The following is a 17,198-nucleotide window of genomic DNA, read 5'->3' on the forward strand; positions in this document are numbered from 1 at the left end:
ATGGCATTCCCCTAATCCTCGAAACGAAATCTGTAGGCGTCGCCGTACCGGATCACGCGGCCCGCGGTCGGCGCCGGAAAATGGCCGGTGAGCAGATAGCTTGGCGTGTCCGCAAGCTCCTTCAGTAGCGCCACCCGCGTCGCGACCGCGGCGGCCGGATCGACGTCGGCGGCGTTCGACAGCCACGGCGCGGCGCACTGGATTGGATGATGGATCACGTCGCCCGACATCACCGCATGATCGTGACCGCCATTGAGATGGATCTGCATGTTGCCGGCGGTGTGGCCGGGCGCCGGCGCGAAGCGCAAGGCGGCGTCTCGGTCGTGGAACAGGCGATGATCGGTCTCGACGAGCTCGGCGAGGCCCGCCGCGACCACCGGCAGCACGGAATCCTCGAACGAGCCGTGATTGACCGGACTCCTCGGCGCGGCATTGTGTGCGGTCTCGAAATGCCGGTACTCCTCGCGCCCCATCAGATAGCGCGCATTGGGGAAGGTCGGCACCCAGCGCCCGTCGAGGAGGCGCGTGTTCCAGCCGACGTGATCGACGTGCAGATGCGTGCACATCACGAAGTCGACCTGTTCGGGCTTCACACCCAGCGCCCGCATGTTCTCCAGATAAGGCTGGTTCAGATTGTTCCACGCCGGTACGCGCGGCCGCTTCTTGTAATTGCCACAGCAGGTATCGACGATCGCGGTCCAGCGCGGCGTGCGCACGAGGTAGGAGTGATGGCTGAGAATGAAGCGGCCGGTCTCCGGCTCGATATAGCGGTGATCGAGCCAGCTCCGGTTCTCCGCGATCACCTCGTCGGTGACGTTGGCGAACAGCCAGGTCTTGTCGAAGGCGAGCGAAGGGATCTCGCTGACGAGATCGACCCGCATGCTGCCGATCTTCACCTGTCGCATGCTTCAGTTCTTCAGGAGGTCGCCGAACGGCACCCAGCGCGAGCCGTCGAACCGGATCAGCTGCAGGCTCATCATCGGCGTGTAGTGCTCCGGCGAATTGTTCACAGCGGTGCCGTTGATCAGCATCGGCAGGTGCACGTCCCTGAGTGACGTCGCCTGCTTCATCACATTGGCGCGGGTGAGGTCGTTGCCGGAGGCCTTCAGCACCGTCACCAGTGTCTGCGCAATGGTGTAGCCGTAGACGTTGAGCCAGTCGTACTTGTTCGCCTCCGGCAGGCACTTGTCCATGAACGCCAGCCATTCCTTGTAGCCGGGGTCGTCCTTGTTGGCGGGATCGGTGGCGTCCTTCAGATACTGGCTGGAGATGACGTCGGTGGAATTGTCCTTGCCGGCCGGCTCCAGCACGCCGCTGATCGAGGCCGAGACGTTGGAGATGATGGTCGTCGGCTTCCAGCCGATCTCGCCGATCTTGCGGATCGCCTGCGCGGCAAATTTCGGCGTCGCCGCGACGAGCACGACGTCGGCGCCCGCGGTCCTGAGTTGCAGGATCTGGGTGTCGACGGTCGGCGCCGAGGTCTCATACGCCGCGCGGGCGACGATGGCCTCGCCGCCGCCGAGCCCTTCCTCCAGCGCCTTCAGATAGTCCTTGCCGAGATCGTCGTTCTGGTAGAGCACGCCGATCTTCGCGTTGGCGTGGCTCGTCTTGATGTATTTGGCGTAGGCGATCGCCTCGTCGCGATAGGTCGGCTGCCAGCCGACGGTCCAGGGGAAATTCTTGGGATCGTCCCACTTCGCCGCGCCTGAGCCCAGGAAGAGCTGCGGCACCTTGCGGTCGTTGAGATATTTGTGAACGGCGCTGTTGGTCGGCGTACCGACACCGCCGAAGATCAGCAGCACCTCGTCGCTCTCGACCAGCTTGCGCGTCTGCTCCACCGTCTTCGGCGGGCTGTAGGCATCGTCGGCGATGATCATCTGGATGCGCCGCCCGTTGACGCCGCCCTCGTCGTTCACCTTGCGGAAATAGGCTTCCGCAGATTTTGCGATCTGGGCGAAGGCCGACACCGGCCCGCTCAGCGGCGCGGTCGTGCCGATCTTGATGGTCTTGTCGTCGGCACCGGGATCGTATTTCGCGGTTTGAGCAGAGGCGGTGCTGGCCGCGAGCAACGGCAACAGGATGCAGGCCGCGGACAAGCGAAGGCGGGCAAGGCGCGCCATGGGTCGTCTCCCCAAATTTGCTCTCCGCCTCTCATTGGAGCGGAGTTGAAACGCGAGAACGTTGCCCTTGCGGGCCACGATCGCTGCCGCCAGACTGGCGAGACGAACGATCGTTCGTACGGTTGACTAGCGAACGATCGTTCGTTAGTCAAGCCGTCATGGCTGTCCATACCTCCAGCGCGGCGGAAGCGGCTGCGCCCTCGACCCGCGAGCGCATCCTCTCCGAAGCGCTGAATTTGTTCGCGCAAAGCGGCTATGGCGGCGCCTCGATGCGCGAGCTGGCGCGCCGCGTCGGCATCCGCGAGAGCAGCCTCTACAATCATTTTTCCGGCAAGGCGGCGATCCTGGAAGCGATCGTCAGCGAGCACGGCCCGGCAAGCTCGGCGAGCCGGCTGGAAGAAGTGCGCTACAAGCAGCTGGCGCGCCAGCCTGCCGCGTTCTGCCGGCAGTTCGCGCTCGACCTCGTCGAGCAATGGTCCGATCCGCGCGAGCACCAGTTCCAGAAGGTCATCACCGCCGAGCGTAACCGCGTGCCCGGCATCCGCGCCAAATTCGCCGACCATTTCTATGCGCGCGAGCAGAGCATGATGACGGATTATTTCCGCGGCTTTGCGCTCGCCGGCCTGATCTCGACCACCGATCCGCGCGAGACCGCGCGGCTGTTCGCCGCCGGTCTGATCTATATCCGCCTCGAGCATTACGTGATGGGCGCGGCGCCCTCGCCGCGGCCGAAGGTGATCGAGGCGATCGACCGCTATCTCACTTTCTTCCTGTCGCTGATCGCGGCAGATGACGGGGACGACGACAACAAGAAACGAAAGCCGAAGGGAGAGAACCGTGGCAAGGCTGCCCCTGATTGATCCTGAGACGACGAGCGGCGACATCCGCGCCTCGTTCGACCGCATGCCGGTCAAGCTCAACATCTTCCGCATGATGGCCCATGCAGAGGCCAACATGATCCCGGCAATGCGGCTCGGCAATTCGATCCTGCACAAGCAGAAGCTCTCGGCCGTCAACCGCGAGCTCCTGATCCTCCAGGCTGCGCAGTTAGAGGGCGGCGCCTACGAATGGCGCCAGCACGTGCCGATCGCGCTCGGCGTCGGCTGCACCCAAGCGCAGATCGATGCGGTGGAGCGAAGCGATTACGACGCGGCCGGCTTGAGCGATGCCGAGCGCGCGCTGCTGAAGTTCGGCCGCGAGGTCGTCGAGAACGTCCGCGTGCCCGACGCGACCTTCGCCGCTGCGCGAGAACATTTCAGCGACCAGGAGATCGTCGAAGCCATCGTCGCCCTCGGCTTCTACATGATGATGGCGCGCCTGACCGAAGTGACCGAAACCGATCTCGATCCCGCGGCCGGCATGAAGGTCTATGATGGCGGCAAGAAATAGGCGGTTGAGATGAGCGATACCGAGAGTAAGCCGGAGCGCTATGTCCGCCCGCCAAGCGCGGAGTCGTTAGGTGAAGCGCCGGGCAGGGCACGCCTGAAGGGGCGCCGCATCCTGATCGTCGGCGGCGGCCAGCGCGTGTTCGACGCGGCCACCGATCCGATCGGCAACGGCCGCGCCATGAGCATCTTGTGCGCGCGCGAGGGCGCGAAGGTAGCAGTCGCCGATCTCAACCGTACCTCCGCCCAGCAGACCGTCAAGCACATCACCGATGAAGGCAGCGAGGGCTTTGCCATCACCGCCGACGTCACCTCCGAAGCCGACGTGACGCGGATGATCGAGGAAGCGCACCGCGCGATGGGCGGCCTCGACGGCATGGTGCTGAACATCGGCACCTTCGGCAGGACCGGGCTCGATAATGTCAGCCCGGAGGAGTGGAATAGGATCTACGACGTCAATGTCCGCGGCCCGATGCTGTGCTGCCGCGCAGGCCTGCCGAAATTCGACAATGGCGGCGCCATCGTCTTCATCTCCTCGATCGCGGCCCTGAAAGCGGGATCGCAGATGGCGGTCTACGACTCCTCGAAGGCCGCGCTCGGCGGCCTGATGCGCAACATCGCCCATCTCGGCGCGCGCCGCGGCATCCGCGCCAACCTCGTCTATCCCGGTCTCGTCGACACCCCCAACGGCCGCGAAGCCGGCGCCGGCCGTCCCAACCGCGGCAAGGGCCACGTCCCCTTCGGCCGCCAGGCGACCGCATGGGAGATCGCCTACGCCGTGCTGTTCTTCCTGTCGGACGAGAGTGTCTACGTCACGGCGCAAACGCTGGCGGTCGATAGCGGTTTGAGCGGGATGTAGCTCCCGCCGCGCGAGCCGCCCCGGATTACGCTGCGCTCCATCCCGGCACCGGCGACCTCGCGCCTTGCGTGAACTCAGCGTGAAAGACCGCCGAGCCACGTCTTGCCAGGGAGTCCGTCCCGCGCGATAATGGCCCTCATATTGAAGCCTGAAGTTGAGCTGCGCCGGCTAGCCGGCGATTGATTTCGTCAGAACCATCTGTTTTCCGGAGCGGTCATGCGCCAGCTGAAGGTCGACGGAAAGCCGCATGATGTGAATGTCGAGGACGACATGCCGCTGTTGTGGTGGCTGCGTGACGAGCTCGGCAAAACCGGCCCGAAATATGGCTGTGGCATCGCCATGTGCGGCGCCTGCACGGTGCATGTCGGTGGCCGGCCGGTGCGGTCGTGCTCGCTCAGGATCGGCGACGTCAAGGACAACGCCGAGATCACCACGATCGCCGGGCTGGAAACGCAGGCCTTTCACGCGGTACAGGCGGCGTGGATCGAGCATCAGGTGGCGCAATGCGGCTATTGCCAGCCCGGGCAGATCATGGCCGCCGCAGCGCTGCTGCAGGCCAGGCTGGTCGAAGGCAATCCGCCGCTCGCCGAAAAGGATTTCGACGTTACGGTCGATCACGTGATGTCGGCCAATCTGTGCCGTTGCGGCACCTACACGCGCATCCGCGCGGCGATCAGGACCGCTGCCGCCCGGCTGCAAGGACAGAAGTCGTGAGCCGCGCGGGAACGATCTCGCGGCGCATTGCGCTGCTCGGAGCGGCCAGCGTGGCGGGCGGGCTCGTGTTCGGCTTCTACTATACCGAGCCGTTCCGCGTGAATCGGCGCCTCACGAACGGCATCAAAAAGGGCGAGCACATGCTGACGCCCTATGTGCGGATCGACCAGAGTGGCGTCACCCTCATCACGCCGCGCGCCGATCTCGGCCAGGGCGCCTATTCGGTGCAGGCGGCGCTCCTCGCCGAGGAGCTGGATATCGCCTGGAACGACATCAAGGTCGATCCGGGCGCGCCGAGCTCGGTCTACGCCAACACCACGGTGGTCAGGGAGGGCGTGCCGCTCTCCGTGATCGGCCATTTCAATTCCGTTGCGGAGATCATTGGCCAGGGGGCCGGCAAGATCCTGGGCCTCCAAGTGACGGGTGGCTCTTCGACCGTGGCCGACGCTTGCGACAAGCTGCGTGTTGCCGGCGCCACCGCGCGCGAGGTGCTGCTGCGCGCGGCCGAGAAACAGACCGGTGTTGCAAGAGCCAAGCTCGCGACGCGGGACGGCACGGTGATCCTGCCGGACGGACGCGCGCTCAGCTACGCGTCTCTCGCCGAGACGGCGGCGACGATCGAGGTTCCGTCCGGCATCGTGCCGAAGGATCCGAAGGATTGGCGCTATCTCGGCAAGCCGATGCAGCGGATCGACATGATGGCCAAGTGCACGGGCACCGCGACCTTCGGCATCGACATCCGCCTGCCCGGCATGGTCTACGCCACGGTCTGCACCAATCCGCGCCTCGGCGGCGCCCTGCGCAGCTATGACGATTCGAAGGCCCTGAAGGCAAGAGGCGTGCTGAAGATCGTGCCGGTCAAGGGCGGCGTCGGTGTCATCGCCGACAACACCTGGCGCGCGTTCGAGGCCGCAAGGCAGATTGAATGCGACTGGGGGGACGCGTCCTATCCGGCCAGCAGCGCAGCGATGTTCGATGCGGTGCGGGCGTCCTTCGTCCCGAAGTGCCGCCTGATTATCGGCAGGAACGATGGCGACGTCGATGCTGCATTCGCCGCCGGCAAACCGATCAAGAGCGAATACTGTGTGCCGTATCTCGCCCATGCCCCGCTCGAGCCGATGAATGCCGTGGTCCAGCTCAAGGATGGCCGCCTCGACATCTGGACGGGGACCCAGATTCCGGCATTCCTGGTCAAGACCGCACGGGAGATGACCGGGCTGCCGGAAGACGACATTCACGTTCACGCGCAGCTGTGCGGCGGCAGCTTCGGCCGCCGCCTCGAGGACGATTATGTGCGTCAAAGCATCGAGCTCGCCATGGCCTATCAGGGGCCGCCGATCAAGATGACATGGACGCGCGAGGAGGACATGACCCACGACCTCCCGCGACCGCTCGCCGTCGCGCGCATGAGCGGGACGGTGAAGAATCGCCAGGTCGAGGCCTATGATCTCGCCATCGCCGCGCCGTCGGTGAACGCCTCGCAATTCAGCCGGCTGAACCTGCCGTTCCCGGGGCCCGATGCGGCGATCGTGGCAGGCGCCTGGGATCAGCCGTTCGCGATTCCGAATTACCGGGTGCGGGGCTACCGCGTCCCCGAGCTGGTGCCGGTCAGCTCCTGGCGCTCGGTTGGTGCGTCCGGCAACGCCTTCATGCACGAGTGCTTTTTGGACGAGCTGATTCATGCCGCGGGCGCCGATCCGCTGGAGGAGCGACTGCGGCTGTGCGCGAACAATCCTGTGTACGCGCCATCCTACAAGGTGCTCAAGGCCGTCGGCGAGATGTCGAACTGGGGCAGCAATCCCGGCGCCAACCGCGCGCGCGGCCTTGCCTTCACGCTGTCCTTCGGCGTGCCGGTCGCCGAAGTGGTCGAGGTCGAGAAGGTTGGTGATGCCATCGCGATCAGGCGCGTCTTCGTCGCCGCCGAGGTCGGCACGGTGCTCGATCGCGACAATCTGACGAACCAGGTCGAGGGCGCCGTGATCTGGGCGCTCGGGCACGCCATGAATGCCGAGCTGACTTATGATGATGGCAAGGCGATGCAGAAGAACTACCACCAATATGAAGGCATGCGCTTCTATCAGGCACCGCAGATCGAGGTCAGGCCGCTGGAAAACACCGGGCTCGAACACATTCGCGGCATCGGCGAGCCGGCCGTTCCGCCGGCCGCGCCCGCGCTCGCCAACGCCATCTTCGCTGCGACCAATATCCGGGCGCACGAACTGCCGCTGATCAGGCACCCGCAAATCAGGTTCGTCTGAGGGGAGGGGCCGATGATCCCCTACGCGCTCGCCATCCTGCCGGTTGCGGGTCCCGCGCAGGCACTGGCGGAGGATTCCGCGTCCGGCCTCGCGCTCTGGAGCAAGATCCACGAGGTCTTCTCGCATCCGCGCTGCGCCAACTGCCATGTCGGAACCGATCGGGTGCCGATGTGGTCCGGGCCTGAATACGGCGCCACGCCGCGGCCGCATGGCATGCACATCAGTGCCAAAGGTGGCGACGACGGCATCAACTATCTCGCCTGCACGACCTGCCACTCGAAGCAAAACTCGCTGACGCCGCACGGTCCGCCTGGGGCCACGAGTCCAAAGGGCGAGGCGGAGTGGCAGCTCGCGCCGGTCAAGATGCAGTGGTTCGGCAAGTCGAGTGCCGAGATCTGCAAGCAGTTCAAGGATCCGGACAGCAATGGCGATCGCAAGACGATCACCGAGCTCGTTCATCACGTCACGACCGAGCCTCTGGTGCGCTGGGCATGGACGGTGGAGCGGGAGCGAAGGCCGCCTCATTCGGCGGAACAGCTCGGCAAGCTCATCGAGGATTGGGGCAGCGCCGGCGCGCCTTGTCCGTAGAGCGAGTTGCGCCTATAGCGGGGTTGAGGATTCCATCGCGCGCATGATGCGCGAATGACATCGGCTCACCTGCTGTCCAAGACCTTGACCCCATGAAAACCACGCTGCTGACATCCGAAGACTATACGCGCTCGCCCTGGAAGAACGGCGGCGGCATCTTCACCGACATCGCGGGTGCGCATCGCACCGACGCTCCGGTGAAGGATTGGAACAGCCTGCTCTGGCGCTTTGCCTCGACGCCGATCGTGGCGCCCGGTCCCTTCTCCTACATGCCCGGCATCGACCGCCTGCAGATGATGATCGCTGGGCGCGGCCTGGTGCTGAAAGCACCGGGTCGGGAATTCGACGAGCGTGAACCTTTTACGACGGTGCGCTTCGCCGGCGAGCTCGAGATCGTCACCGCGCTCGAGGCAGGCCCCGTCGAGGTCGTCAATCTGATGGCGCGGCGCGGTGCGGCGGAGATCGCGCTTGTGGCGCTCAGGGAACCCGGCGACCGTGACCTTGCCGCCGGCACGCATCTGGTTTACGCGGTTTCCGGCGATTGCGGCATTCGTCTCAATAGCGAGGATTTCGTCATCCCTGGCGGCTGCACGCTGAAGGTCGAGCTGACTGAGGCGTCCCGACTGGCCTTCGTGTCGGGACCTGCGGTGCTGGCGTCGATCCAGCTCGTCGGCTGAACGGTCTGTCCCTGGCCGCTGCGCACAATCTGCGCAACTGGCCAGGTTGACGCGGCGCCGCCGGAGCACGATATCTGCCTGATGCAGGACCGCCGCGAAGGGCAGGATATGAGCGCGCCAGACACAAAACCCTCCGCCACGCTGTCACCCTCCGCCACGCTGTCCGACGGCGTCGTCGACTGGATGACCAACGGAACGCGCGATCAGCGCTTCATCGACAACATCTTCGCCGAGATGTGCATCCGCCTGCAGCAGGCCGGCATTCCGCTCAAGCGGGCGACGATGCACATCCGGATCCAGCATCCGCAATGGCTCGGCGCGGGCTTCATGTGGTCGGACGGCATGCGTGAGGCGAAGATCACGCGGGTGGACTTCGACGTCGTCGAGCGATCCGAGTTCATCGGTAGTCCTATCAATGAAATGATGGACGGCGCGACCGAGCTACGCGAAAGGCTCGAGGGCGATCCGTCGCTCGGCCGCAAGCATGCGATCTATGACGAGATGCGCGCGAAGGGCCTGACCGACTATGTCGTCTGGCCGCTCCATCACACCCTCGGCAAGCGCCATTTCGTCACCTTCGCAACTGACCGGCCCGGCGGCTTCGACGACGCGCATGTCGCGGCCTTGAAGAACGTGTTGCCGGTGCTGGCGCTGGTCAGCGAGATCCGCATCAAGAACCGCCTGGCGCGAACGCTGCTGGAGACCTATGTCGGCTCGCACGCCGGCGAGCTGATCCTCGCCGGCGCCACAAGGCGCGGCACCGGCACCACCGTGCGCGCCGCGATCATGATCTGCGATTTGCGCGATTTCACCAAGATCTCCGACAATTGGCCGCGCGACGACGTCATCGATCTCCTCAACGACTATTTCGACGCGATGTCCGAGCCGATCGCGAAGCATGGCGGCGAGATCCTCAAATTCATCGGCGACGGTCTGCTTGCGATCTTCCCGCTGAGCCAAGCGGATGCCTGCGCCAACCTGCTGCATGCCGTGACTGAGGGGCGCGAAGCCATGGCCGCGCTGAACGCGCGCAACAACGGCACCGGCCGCGCGCCGCTGAACTACGGCATCGGCGTCCATGTCGGCGACGTCATGTACGGCAATATCGGATCAATGAGCCGGCTCGACTTCACCGTGATCGGCCCCGCCGTCAACATGGCCTCGCGCCTGGAGGCGCTGACCAAGCAGGTCGGGCGAAACGTGCTGCTCTCGCGCGACTTCGCCGAGCTGGTCCAGCCCAAATTCGAGCTGGAGCGGGTCGGCAAATACGAGGTGCGCGGCTTCAGCGATCCGATCGAGCTGTTCGCGTTTCCCGGCTGACACGCGCGCGAGCGCGTGGTCGTCACCCATCTCCATGTCACCTTTCGGTCAGGGCCGGCTTGAATGCCCGCGCCCGCGATCAGGCCTGCCTTCTCGCGGCATTTTCCGAGATCGAACGAAAATTCGGATCCGTCGACCTGACGTGGCCTGCCGGTTGCGCAAACGCACGCTTGCACGGCTCGCCCTTGATCCGCGATGGGGCAAGTCGTGCGGATGGGCAAATGGAGAGGCCCGGTTGAAAGAGATTGCCGCGCAGGACTCCTAAGGTGGTTTCGTTGGCGATATCCGGCGTGACAACAGAGGAGGCTTCAATGCCAACCTGCTCCGAAACTCTTCACGGCCGAACCGGGCGATGCGCAGTCTGCGACGGCAAATTTGGTCTCGTTCGCTACTACACGTGGCGCAGGCCTCTTTGCTCGAAGAGGTGCGTCGAGCGTTTCGCGGCGCGCCGTCAGGATGATCGCGACTGGGTCGGGCGTTTCCCGATCGCTTTCGACAGGCTTGCAGAAAACCCCGTGAGGATCCCATGACGCTCCAGATGTCACGACGTGGCAAGGAATATATGGAAACGGCGCAGAGCCTGCTCCGCGCGGCCCGCAGCATGACTGACGATGCGGTCGCGGCGCGGCTGAAGATGCTGGCCGAGGATTATCAGCGGCGCGCCGAAAAGGCCTCGAGCGCCGATGCAGCGAGGCCAGTGGCGCGCTCGGCCGCTAGAACCGGGTACGACTGGTCGAAGGAGCTGGCGTGAGATGATCCGGATCATTGCCGTGCTCTGTCGTCTTGCCTCTCCGACGGACTGCCATGAACAGATCGTCACGACCTCGGACTTCGCCGATGTGACGATGCAGTCCTGCCTGATGGGCGCGCCGCAGCTCGCCGAATGGATGGCGCAGCATCCGGCCGAACGTCTGGCTGCCTGGCGCTGCACGATCGGCAAGCGAGGCGACGGCGGGGGTGCTTAGGCTGCGGAGAACGGGGCAACGTGCCGGCAAGCACCGTTGCCAACGCGGCAATGTCCGATTACGTTTTGGCCGAGGTCAGCCAGACGTTCCTGTGATCGGCCGCAGGTCATGCCAAAATTCCTTCGCATCGGTCTCCATCAGTCGAACGTCTCCGGGTACACGTCGAAGGCGTGGTGCGTCAGGCGCGTCGGCTCGACCATTTTCCTGAAATGGGGCGCCGTGGAGGTCCAGGGCACGGGGAGCGGCCGCAAGGTCTACTGGAGCCGTACGCCGCAGGAGAAGACGATCCGGTGCGGCAGCGCGGAGCGCGCCCAGGACTATGCGAAATCCGCGATCACGCGGCGCCGCAGCCATCGCTATGAGCCGCTCGGCGGGTCCATCGCGAACCGGCCCCGATCGGCCGCGTCCAGCGTCGAGCTCAAGCAGGCGCTCGCCACCATCCTGATCGTCGATATCGTCGGTTCAACTGCGAAAGCCGCAAAACTCGGCGATGCACGCTGGACCAAGGTGATGGGCCACTATTACGCAGCGGTGCGCAAGGAACTGAAGAGCTCTCGCGGCAAGGAGGTGGTGACGACCGGAGACGGCGTGCTCGCGACCTTCAAGGCTCCGGCCGCCGGCATCAATTGCGCGACCGCGATCCAGAAGGCCGTGCGCACGCTGGGCCTCGAGATCAGGGTGGGGCTGCATGCCGGCGAGTACACCATCAGCGGCGGCGAGATGGTCGGGCTCGCCTTCCACATCGGCACGCGCGTCGCGGCCAAGGCGCGCGCCGGCGAAGTCCTGGTGTCGAGCGCGGTCAAGGACCTGATGAAGACGCCGTCCACGATCCGCTTCAGGGATCATGGCAGCCATCAGCTCAAGGGCGTGCCGGAGCGCTGGCGGCTGTACCGGGTGGAGGGGTGAGGGCTGCGCGTGCAGCCAGCCCTTCGTCGTTCATCCCATCGCGGCTGCGCCACGCGGACACCAGGCCCTCCAGCTCGCGCCGAACGTTGTCCACGACGCCGGCCCAGTCATCTCGCTTCGGCTGCCGGAACAGCCGCATCGACCGGTACCACGGGCTGTCGTCGCGATTGAGCAGCCAGCGCCAGTCCGGATTGAAAGGCAGCATGGTCCAGACCGGCGCGCCGAGCGCGCCCGCGAGGTGAGCGACGCTGGTGTCCACCGTAATCACCATGTCGAGACAGCCGATCAGCGCCGCGGTGTCGCAAAAGTCCGTGAGATGATCCGTCAGGTCGACGATATCAGGACGTTCGCCGAGGAAGGCTCGGTCCAGATCGCGGGGGCCCTTCTGCAAGCTCACGAACTGAACGTCGCAATCCAAGAGAGGAGCGAGCGTCTTGAGTGCGATCGATCGGTCGTGATCGTTCTTGTGGGCCGGATTGCCCGACCAGACGAGACCGACGCGGAAGCGATTGCGGGCGCCAAGCCGGTCTTCCCACGCCTTCACGCGCGCCACCGGGGGCGCAGGAAGGTATGGCTCCGGGCTCGGGATCGTGTCGAGCCGCGTCTTCAGCGCTAATGGCAGGGTTCCAAGGGGACAGTGGAGGTCGAACGGCAGCGACGCCGCGGACGGTCGGCCGACACACATTGCGACGCCGGACACCTCGGATAGCAGCTGCTGGATCGGAGGCTGGACCTCCAGGATGACCCGTGCTCCGAGCGCGGCCACCATGGGGACATAGCGCGCAAACTGGATTGCGTCGCCGAATCCCTCGTCGGCATGAAGCAAGATGGTCTTGCCTTCGAGCGGTTGGTCACCAAGCCAAACAGGCTGGGAAAAACCGCGATTGAGCAAACCGACAGGAAGTTTCCAGCGCGCTTCGCGCCCGAGCCAGCCTGGCTCGAAGTCTCCGGTCAGCAACTGAAGTGTCGCCAGATTGTAGGTGGCCACCGCATTGCCCGGGGCGACCGTCAGCGACCTGCGGAAGGTCGCGAAAGCTTCATCCAGAAATTGCAGATTCAGCAGGACCAAGGCCCTGTTGGAAAGCGCTCCGGAAAAAGCCGGTTGAAGCTCGAGCGCCCGATCGAAACACGCCAATGCCCGGTCCATTCGGCCAAGTTTCACATGGAGCACGCCAAATTTGTTGTGCGTGTCGGCCAGGCTGGGGTCGAGCGCAATGGACGTCTCGTAGGCGGCCTCCGCTTCCTCGAACCGCTTCATCTCCTGGAGGCAATCGCCGCGAATTTGATGCAGGAGTGCGAAATCCGGGTCCGGTGTCTCGGCCACATCAAGGCATTCGAGGGCTTCCGCATACCGTCCGAGACTGAACAACAGCCTTCCGCAGCAGTTCGCCGCTTCCAGATATTGGGGATACAGCTCTAACGCCCGCTGGAAGTGCAGCACGGCCTCGTCCGTGCGCCTGTGTTGCCGGTGCATATGGCCGAGGTAATTCGAGACGACTGCATCCAGCGGTTTGGCGATCGGGGCCTTGCTCGGGAGTTGCCGTGCTCCCGACCGCCATTTGGACACCAGCCCATGGAGCTCGCGCCGAACGCAGTCCACGACGCTGACCCAGTCGTCTCGCTTCGGCTGCCGGAACAGCCGCATCGACCGGTACCACGGGCTGTCGTCGCGCTGGAGCAACCAGCGCCAGTCCGGGTTGAAGGGCAGCATGGTCCAGACCGGCACGCCAAGCGCCCCGGCGAGGTGGGCGACGCTGGTGTCGACCGCGATCACCAGGTCGAGACAGCCGATCAGCGCCGCGGTTTCGCAAAAATCCGTCAGCTGCTCCGTCAGGTCGACGATGCCAGGCCGTTCGGCGAGAAAGGCCCGGTCCTGATCCCGAACGCCTTTTTGCAAGGAGACGAACTGGACGTCGCAATCGAGCAGCGGCGCGAGCGCGCGCAGCGCGATCGATCGATTATGATCGTTGTTGTGATCCGGATTGCCCGACCAGACGAGGCCGACACGGAAGCGGTCGCGCCGGCCGAGCCGGTCCTCCCACGCCTTCACCCGCGCCGCCGGCGGGGCAGGAAGGTAAGTGTCCGCGAACGGGATCGTGTCGAGCCGCGTTGCGAACGCCAGCGGCAGGCTGCCAAGCGGACAGTGCAGGTCGAACGCGGTCGACGCCGCGGCCGATCGGCCGATGCATGCTGCGACGCCGCTGTTGCCTTCCAGAAGTGGCTGGATCGGCGGCGGCACCTCCAGGACGACCCGAGCCCCGAGCGCGGCCACCATCGGCGCATAGCGCGCGAACTGGATCGAATCGCCCAATCCCTCGTCGGCATGCAGCAGGATGGTCTTGCCTGCGATCGGGGTGTCGCCGAGCCAGAGCGGTGCGGAAAAGCCGCGATCGACGAGGCCAAGCGAGGCTTTCCAGCGCGCCTCGCGTCCCAACAGGCCCCGCTCGAAATCTCCGGTCAGCATCTGCAGCAGCGAGAGATTCCAGATCGTGTGCGCGTTGGTCGGATCGGCCGCCAGCGCCGCGCTGAAGGCCGCGAAGGCCTCGTCCAGCAATTGCATGCTCCACAACGCCCGCGCCTTTTCGGTCAGCGCTGCGGGGAAGTTTGGACGAAGTGCGAGTGCGCGATCGATGCAGGCAAAGGCCTGCTCCATTCGGCCCAGCCGCGAATGAAGCGTGCCGAGGTTCTTGTGCGTCTCCGCCTCGAGGGGGGCGAGCGCAATCGACCGCTCGAAATCGGCCTGCGCCTGCGCGAACCGGCCGAGGCGCTGCAGGCAAAGCCCGCGCGTCTGATACAGCGGCGCGATGCCGGGATTGTGCCTCTCGAACAGGTCGAAGCATTCGAGCGCTTCGGTATAGCGGCCGAGATGAAACAGCGATTGGCCCTGCTTCAAGGCCTCGAAATGCTGCGGCAAAGCTCGTGGTGCGACCGTTTTGGACTGTTGCTTGGCCGCAGCCCGGCGCTCTTGGCGATTCATGTGGTGACCAGAAGGAGACCAGGTAAAAATTGCTGACCGGGCCAGGTGTGCGGAATCCACCGAGCACGGCCATAGCGTCCCGTTGGGGCAGTTTCTGGCGCGAAGCTGGTGTGAAGCTGATGCGGATTGAACGTTCCGTGATGGAATGTTCAGGATTCGCAACAAAAATTGCAGCTTTCGTCGCGGGAGACGTGAGGGTTGAACCTGCAGCCAGACCGTCATGAGCGGCCCGACTGAATTCTTGTTTACGTTCGATGCGGGGCAGTCGAATCCGCCCTTACGGCTCGTGTTCGCGGGCGATTGCACGCGCCTCAGGCAAATCGAAAACGACTTCGTGACTTGGGAATAAGCACCGGGCTACGCACGTCTAGGCGTGGTGGATTGGATCTCTTGCCTCGCGGGAGATCGCCCAATCGAGAAGGAGTAGCCACGATGACATCATTCAGAAATCCCATGGGGTCGGTGCTGTTCAAGGCCCTGTTGACCGGACTGGTCGTCACTGCAATCTCTGGCACGCCGCTGCAGGCGCACGAGCATCGCGCCAGCGATCGACACGCCGAGCAGAGCGTGGGGTCCAGCTTCCGTCGCATCGCGGGCGATCGGTCGATCGCGACGCCGGCCTACCACGCATTTGCGCCGGCGCCCGCGGAGCAGCCGGGTGGCGTTTGCGACCACGGAGATAACCCGATGATATGCTGAGGGCGGACGGCGCGGTGCGCATTGTGGTGGCAGCGCTGTCAATTGACGGGTCTTCGGATCCGTGAAGATGGTAGAGCCGTTGAGTGCACTGTCACCGTAATCCTCGAAGGTCGTCGCTTTTCGATCCTCGTCGCCAACTGGGAACCGCGAGCAAGGATGACGCTCAAGATCGGGGTGATTTCGGACACGCATGGGCTGTTGAGGCTGGAGGCCGAGCACTGCCTCGCCGGCGTGTCCCACATCATCCACGCCGGTGATATCGGCACTCCGGAGATCGTGGACCGCCTTAACCGGATCGCGCCCGTGACCGCCATCAGAGGCAACGTCGACACAGGCGACTGGGCGAGGCGCTACCGTGACACCGAAACGTTGCGCCTTGGCGGCCGCGGCCTCTATGTCCTGCACGATCTCAAGCAGCTTACGATCAAGCCGAAGGAGCTTGGGATCGATGTCGTGATATCGGGCCACTCCCATCGCGTCACGATCGAGACCGTCGATGGCGTGCTCTACCTGAACCCGGGAAGCGCGGGGCGCAGGCGCTTCAAGCTGCCGATCACGCTGGCAACGCTCGATTTGGATCGGATTGGCGCTCTCCAACCTGTCATTCATGATCTCGGCAACGTGTGACAGCCGCACGCAGGCTCCTGCGGTCTAAGTGCAACAGACCGTTATGAGCGGCCGAATGTTGGTCAGCTCCGTTGATCTCCTGCGATCTTGTTCGAGCCCAATTGCTTTGGTTGCGTTTCGTTCACGCCGTTCCTGGTGCGAAACTGGTGCGATGCTCCGAAACTTGCCTGAAGGCCCTAAGTCGGCGATCGGCAGCGTTTGGTAGCGCAGACCTTTGGACGAACTCGCAAGTTGCAAAATTGGTCCAAGAGTGGACCAAAACGGCCATGATTGCTTTCACGATCGGCCTTTTGCGGTCATCTCGGTTGGAGTCCGATCGGATCCGCACATCTGGGTATGGGCCGGACAGCGGCGCGCTTAATGGGCGCTTAATGCTTTTGCGCAACAGATAGATTACCAGCGCGGAATTAGTCCTAGTTACAAATGCGAGCCGAGCTCCCGAGGAGGGGAAATCGGATGGGACTGCTTTTTGTCGGAGTGCTGGCAGGAGTCCTGATCGGCTTTGGCTGGTTTGCGCCTTCCCGGGGGTATTTCCTCGGGTGCGCGTCACGACCCTGTTTCGACAGGGTTGCTGTCGCCCAATCCGCGCAGCCAATGCCGAAGGCGTCGGCGCCAGAGCCTGCGGTCGTCAGATCGAATTCCGCAACGCCGGCAAAGCCCGGCAAGACATCACCTCCGAAGAAGCGGGGATCGACCGATCTTGCCAAAGCGGCGTCGCCGCGGACGACGATCAGCGTCCCGGCGCCCGAACGGGCCGCGGAAATGTCGGATCCTGCTCTGGACAAGGCGAAGGTTGCGATCGCGACGCAGATGGGGGCTCCGGAAACGGTCGAACTCAGCGACGTGAAGCGCGCAATGCGAAAGAACATGCTTGGACGCCCCGTGGATACGATTTGCGGGCGCGCGAAAGGAAGAAACGCGTCAGGCGGCGAGACCGGAGAGCGGCCGTTTCTGTATCTCGTGAAGGAGGATGAAGCATATGTCGTCGACGGCAGGTCAGGGTCGGCGGCGTCAACAGCGTATCGAAATATCTGCAATTTAGGGGATGCGTCGACGGCGCCACCGGACGGTACACGCCCCAAATGATTTGAGCGGAAAGAATT

The 17,198-nt window shown here is 64.4% G+C and carries 17 protein-coding genes; 14 read left to right on the plus strand and 3 right to left on the minus strand.

Annotation, left to right across the window (positions count from 1 at the left end; translation table 11 throughout):
* Positions 1-11: 11 nt before the first annotated feature.
* Both QA642_RS08330 and QA642_RS08335 read right to left on the minus strand, forming a co-directional pair.
* Positions 12-905, minus strand: a complete 894-nt coding sequence (locus QA642_RS08330) for an MBL fold metallo-hydrolase (RefSeq protein WP_283084238.1) — start codon at positions 903-905, stop codon at positions 12-14.
* Between the two features lie 3 nt (positions 906-908).
* Positions 909-2,120 (minus strand): ABC transporter substrate-binding protein, encoded by a 1,212-nt coding sequence (locus tag QA642_RS08335; protein WP_283084239.1) that lies wholly within the window; start codon positions 2,118-2,120, stop codon positions 909-911.
* Positions 2,121-2,278: 158 nt separating this feature from the next.
* Here QA642_RS08335 and QA642_RS08340 point away from each other — a divergent pair, with 158 nt between their 5' ends.
* The 11 genes from QA642_RS08340 to QA642_RS08390 all read left to right on the plus strand — a co-directional run bounded on the left by QA642_RS08340 (position 2,279) and on the right by QA642_RS08390 (position 11,792).
* Positions 2,279-2,980 carry a TetR/AcrR family transcriptional regulator gene (locus tag QA642_RS08340; RefSeq protein ID WP_283084240.1) on the plus strand — a complete coding sequence of 234 codons (702 nt, stop codon included), beginning with the start codon at positions 2,279-2,281 and terminating at the stop codon, positions 2,978-2,980.
* Positions 2,958-3,509 (plus strand): carboxymuconolactone decarboxylase family protein, encoded by a 552-nt coding sequence (locus QA642_RS08345; protein ID WP_283084241.1) that lies wholly within the window; start codon positions 2,958-2,960, stop codon positions 3,507-3,509. Before QA642_RS08340 ends, QA642_RS08345 begins: the two co-directional genes overlap by 23 nt.
* Before the next feature lie 9 nt (positions 3,510-3,518).
* Entirely contained in the window at positions 3,519-4,364 is an 846-nt protein-coding gene (locus tag QA642_RS08350) for an SDR family oxidoreductase (protein ID WP_283084242.1), read from the plus strand.
* Positions 4,365-4,580: 216 nt separating this feature from the next.
* Complete coding sequence (locus QA642_RS08355) at positions 4,581-5,078, plus strand: (2Fe-2S)-binding protein (RefSeq protein ID WP_283084243.1); 498 nt, start codon at positions 4,581-4,583, stop codon at positions 5,076-5,078.
* Positions 5,075-7,336 carry a molybdopterin cofactor-binding domain-containing protein gene (locus QA642_RS08360; protein ID WP_283084244.1) on the plus strand — a complete coding sequence of 754 codons (2,262 nt, stop codon included), beginning with the start codon at positions 5,075-5,077 and terminating at the stop codon, positions 7,334-7,336. The genes QA642_RS08355 and QA642_RS08360 overlap by 4 nt, the downstream gene beginning before the upstream one ends.
* A 12-nt stretch (positions 7,337-7,348) precedes the next feature.
* Entirely contained in the window at positions 7,349-7,924 is a 576-nt protein-coding gene (locus QA642_RS08365) for a hypothetical protein (RefSeq protein ID WP_283084245.1), read from the plus strand.
* Positions 7,925-8,016: 92 nt separating this feature from the next.
* Entirely contained in the window at positions 8,017-8,601 is a 585-nt protein-coding gene (locus QA642_RS08370) for a HutD family protein (RefSeq protein WP_283084246.1), read from the plus strand.
* 108 nt (positions 8,602-8,709) lie between these two features.
* A complete protein-coding gene (locus QA642_RS08375; protein WP_283086828.1) occupies positions 8,710-9,921 on the plus strand; it encodes an adenylate/guanylate cyclase domain-containing protein in 1,212 nt (403 codons plus the stop codon).
* Positions 9,922-10,447: 526 nt separating this feature from the next.
* Positions 10,448-10,672: a hypothetical protein gene (locus QA642_RS08380; protein ID WP_283084247.1), complete on the plus strand. Its 225-nt coding sequence runs from the start codon at positions 10,448-10,450 to the stop codon at positions 10,670-10,672.
* Between the two features lies 1 nt (position 10,673).
* A complete protein-coding gene (locus tag QA642_RS08385; RefSeq protein WP_283084248.1) occupies positions 10,674-10,886 on the plus strand; it encodes a hypothetical protein in 213 nt (70 codons plus the stop codon).
* A 108-nt stretch (positions 10,887-10,994) separates the two neighbouring features.
* Positions 10,995-11,792 (plus strand): adenylate/guanylate cyclase domain-containing protein, encoded by a 798-nt coding sequence (locus tag QA642_RS08390; protein WP_283084249.1) that lies wholly within the window; start codon positions 10,995-10,997, stop codon positions 11,790-11,792.
* Here QA642_RS08390 and QA642_RS08395 read toward each other — a convergent pair.
* Entirely contained in the window at positions 11,746-14,829 is a 3,084-nt protein-coding gene (locus tag QA642_RS08395; RefSeq protein WP_283084250.1) for a tetratricopeptide repeat protein, read from the minus strand. The genes QA642_RS08390 and QA642_RS08395 overlap by 47 nt on opposite strands.
* A gap of 372 nt (positions 14,830-15,201) precedes the next feature.
* On the opposite strand from QA642_RS08395, the gene QA642_RS08400 reads away from it, so the two are divergent.
* The 3 genes from QA642_RS08400 to QA642_RS08410 all read left to right on the plus strand — a co-directional run bounded on the left by QA642_RS08400 (position 15,202) and on the right by QA642_RS08410 (position 17,181).
* Positions 15,202-15,468 carry a hypothetical protein gene (locus QA642_RS08400; protein WP_283084251.1) on the plus strand — a complete coding sequence of 89 codons (267 nt, stop codon included), beginning with the start codon at positions 15,202-15,204 and terminating at the stop codon, positions 15,466-15,468.
* A gap of 156 nt (positions 15,469-15,624) precedes the next feature.
* The gene (locus QA642_RS08405; RefSeq protein WP_283084252.1) at positions 15,625-16,095 is read left to right on the plus strand and encodes a metallophosphoesterase family protein; all 471 of its coding nucleotides are present in this window, start codon (positions 15,625-15,627) and stop codon (positions 16,093-16,095) included.
* A gap of 456 nt (positions 16,096-16,551) precedes the next feature.
* Positions 16,552-17,181 carry a hypothetical protein gene (locus QA642_RS08410; protein ID WP_283084253.1) on the plus strand — a complete coding sequence of 210 codons (630 nt, stop codon included), beginning with the start codon at positions 16,552-16,554 and terminating at the stop codon, positions 17,179-17,181.
* Positions 17,182-17,198 lie beyond the last annotated feature (17 nt).

Source organism: Bradyrhizobium sp. CB2312, assembly GCF_029714425.1.
Lineage (GTDB): Bacteria > Pseudomonadota > Alphaproteobacteria > Rhizobiales > Xanthobacteraceae > Bradyrhizobium.